The sequence below is a fragment of the Nocardiopsis sp. TNDT3 genome, from assembly GCF_003427465.1.
Classification (GTDB): domain Bacteria; phylum Actinomycetota; class Actinomycetes; order Streptosporangiales; family Streptosporangiaceae; genus Nocardiopsis; species Nocardiopsis dassonvillei.
On the sequence record NZ_QPFC01000245.1, the window covers coordinates 1 to 2,940 of the forward strand.

The 2,940-nt window shown below is 72.7% G+C and carries 3 protein-coding genes; 2 read left to right on the top strand and 1 reads right to left on the bottom strand.

The window, feature by feature from the left end; all coding sequences use genetic code 11:
• Positions 1-609, bottom strand: a 609-nt coding sequence (locus DQW06_RS06700; protein WP_157983361.1) for an AMP-binding protein, incomplete at its 3' end; no start/stop codon positions are given.
• Positions 610-959: 350 nt separating this feature from the next.
• Between DQW06_RS06700 and DQW06_RS06705 the strand changes: the two genes are divergently transcribed.
• Together DQW06_RS06705 and pip are read left to right on the top strand one after the other, a co-directional pair.
• Positions 960-1,841: a DUF4429 domain-containing protein gene (locus DQW06_RS06705; RefSeq protein ID WP_013151484.1), complete on the top strand. Its 882-nt coding sequence runs from the start codon at positions 960-962 to the stop codon at positions 1,839-1,841.
• Between the two features lie 168 nt (positions 1,842-2,009).
• Positions 2,010-2,940 (top strand): prolyl aminopeptidase (pip, locus tag DQW06_RS06710; RefSeq protein WP_117198153.1); only part of this gene is annotated, 931 nt, incomplete at its 3' end.

Here is a 2,940-nt window from a genome sequence, read left to right on the forward strand (position 1 = left end):
CAGCAGGGGGTCGTCGGGGTGGGTGGTGTGCGGGGGGTGGAAGTCCAGACCGGCGTGCTCGGAGTCGGCGTAGTTCAGCCACCCCTCCATGTAGCCCGTGCAGATCCGCGTCCAGTGCCCCCGCAGCGGGGCGAACTTCTCGGTCTCGGCGGCCGAGCACACCACGTGCGCGATCTCGCCGCGCTCCAGCCGGTCCAGCAGGTCGCCCTCGGACAGGGAGGTGGGGGTGGGGCAGACCACGGCGCCGAGCTTGGTCGCGGCGAGCAGGGTCTCCCACAGCTCCACCTGGTTGCCCAGCATCAGCAGGATCCGGTCGCCCGGGTGCACGCCCTGGTTGTTCAGCCAGTTGGCCACCTGGGCGGAGCGCTCCGACATCCGCCGGTAGGTGTACCTGGCCTGGCCGCCGTCCTCCTCCACGATCCACAGCGCCGTCCGGTCCGGACGGCGCCCGGCCACCTCGTCGAAGTAGTCCAGCGCCCAGTTGAACCGGTCCGACCGGGGCCAGGTGAACTCCCGGTGCGCCCTCCCCTGGTCCTCGCGCAGGTCCAGGAGCAGGTCCCGGGCGGCGCGGAACTCGGCCGCGCCCGCGGCTGCCGTCTCTCTCGACATGTGGCGACCTCCGGTTCGTGGACAGGGCGCCGACCGCACTGTCCGCCGGTCCCGCCCGGGCTGGGCGGTGCAACGGGTGTGCCCCGCTGGTCCTACCCGGGATGCGCCGCCGTGACGCTTGGGGCCCGTGGTCCGGACGGGCCCTTGACCTCGGGTGACGGTTCGGGCGTCCGGACGGGGAGGCGCCGGGCGTGGCGTGCGTCGGTGGCGGTGGGCGGCGCGCGTGCGGTGGGGCGGAGGCACGGGAGAGCACAACCCCGTCCGCAGTCGGGCGCCCGGCGCCGCGGGCCGGGACGGTGACCGCATGCGGCCCCGCGGGGCGGGTTCCGCTGGCTCTAGGATGTGTGGACATGGAGGAACTTCGCGGACACCACGGAACCTGGCGGATCGACGACGAGACGATCCGTGTCCGCTTCGACTCCGGCCGCAAGGTGCCCGCCCTGTTCCGGTCGCTGGGGAGCTGCTCGGTTCCGCTGGCCGCCGTCCGCGAGGTCGACTTCGACCGGGGCACCCGCAAGCACGGGTGGCGGCTGCGGCTGCGGCTGGTGGAGGGCGGCGACCCCTACGCGCTCCTGGGCGTCCCCGGCCGGGACGCGCTCACCCCGCTGCTGATCACCGGCCCGCACGACGGAGAACTCCTCGCCGAGTACTACTCCGAGCAGATCGCCTCCTCGGCCCGCTTCGCCCGCGAGACCCTGACCGGGGAACTCGACCCGCGCGAGGTCGCCCGGGGACTGGTGGCCCGGCCCCCGCTCCAGGTCCGCACCGCCGAGGGCACGGCCTCCTTCGACGGCACCCGCGTGCGCCTCCAGTGGGACAACTGGCTGGCCAGCACGGCCAAGCAGAAGGAGAAGGCCCGCGACTACCAGCTCTCCGAGATCGAGACCGCCCACTGGCACCCGCCGGTCGACGTCACCGAGGGCTACCTGCGCATCGTGCTGCGCGGGGTGACCATCCCCGAGGCCACGGCGCTGGACCACGACTTCTTCACGCTCGCCTCGCACGGGACCAAGGGCAGCGAGGAGACCCTGCTGATGGCCGCCACCGTCAACGCCCACGTCGCGGCGGCCGAGGACCCCCGGCAGGAGCGCGCCGCGCTCGGAGCGGCGGACGACGACGGCAGCGAGGCGGTCTTCGCCAAGATCCGCGAACTCGGGCGGCTGCACGCCGAGGGCCTGCTCACCGACGACGAGTTCAGCGCCAAGAAGGCCGAGCTGCTCGACCGCCTCTGACGGCGTCCCGTGCGTGTTCGCGCCCGGTGGACACCTGGGACGCCGTACCCTCTCCTCGTCGTTCTCCGTCAGGCGTCCGCCGGACACCTCCGTCCGCGGCGCCCGACTCCGCCGGGGTCCCCGGGGAGGAACCACGTCCACGAACACGTCCACGAAAGGCCCCACGCTTTGCGTACCTTGTACCCGCCCATCGAGCCGTACGACTCGGGGATGCTCGACGTCGGCGACGGACACCGCGTCTACTGGGAGCTGTGCGGCAACCCCGCGGGCAAGCCCGTGGTGTTCCTGCACGGTGGCCCCGGCGGCGGATGCGTGCCCGACCACCGCAGGCTCTTCGACCCGGAGCGGTACCGGATCCTGCTGTTCGACCAGCGCAACTGCGGCCGCTCCACCCCGCACGCCAGCCAGATGGACACCGACCTGTCCACCAACACCACCTGGACGCTGGTGCAGGACATGGAGCGGCTGCGCGAGATGATCGGCGCGGAGTCCTGGCAGGTCTTCGGCGGGTCCTGGGGCAGCTGCCTGGCGCTGGCCTACGCCCAGCGCCACCCCGACCGCGTCAGCGAGCTGGTCGTGCGCGGCATCTTCACCCTGCGCGAGAGCGAGCTGCGCTGGTTCTACCAGGAGGGCGCCTCCCAGCTCTTCCCGGACCTGTGGGAGTCCTACCTGGCGCCCATCCCCGAGGAGGAGCGCGGCGACCTCATCGCCGCCTACGCGCGCCGCCTGAACTCGCCCGACCGTGAGGAGCGCCTGGCCGCCGCGCGCTCGTGGAGCGTGTGGGAGGGGTCCACGGTCACCCTGCTGCCCAACCACGAGCTGCGCGAGCACCACGCGGACGAGGACTACGCGCTGGCCTTCGCGCGGATCGAGAACCACTACTTCGTCAACCGCGGGTTCCTGGAGCCCGACCAGCTCATCGACGGGGCGGAGGCGATCCGGCACATCCCCGGCGTGATCGTGCAGGGCCGCTACGACGTGTGCACCCCGGCCCGCACCGCCTACGACCTGCACAAGGCGTGGCCGGAAGCGGAATTCCACATCGTGGACGACGCCGGGCACGCGTTCAGCGAGCCGGGCATCCTGGACCACCTGATCG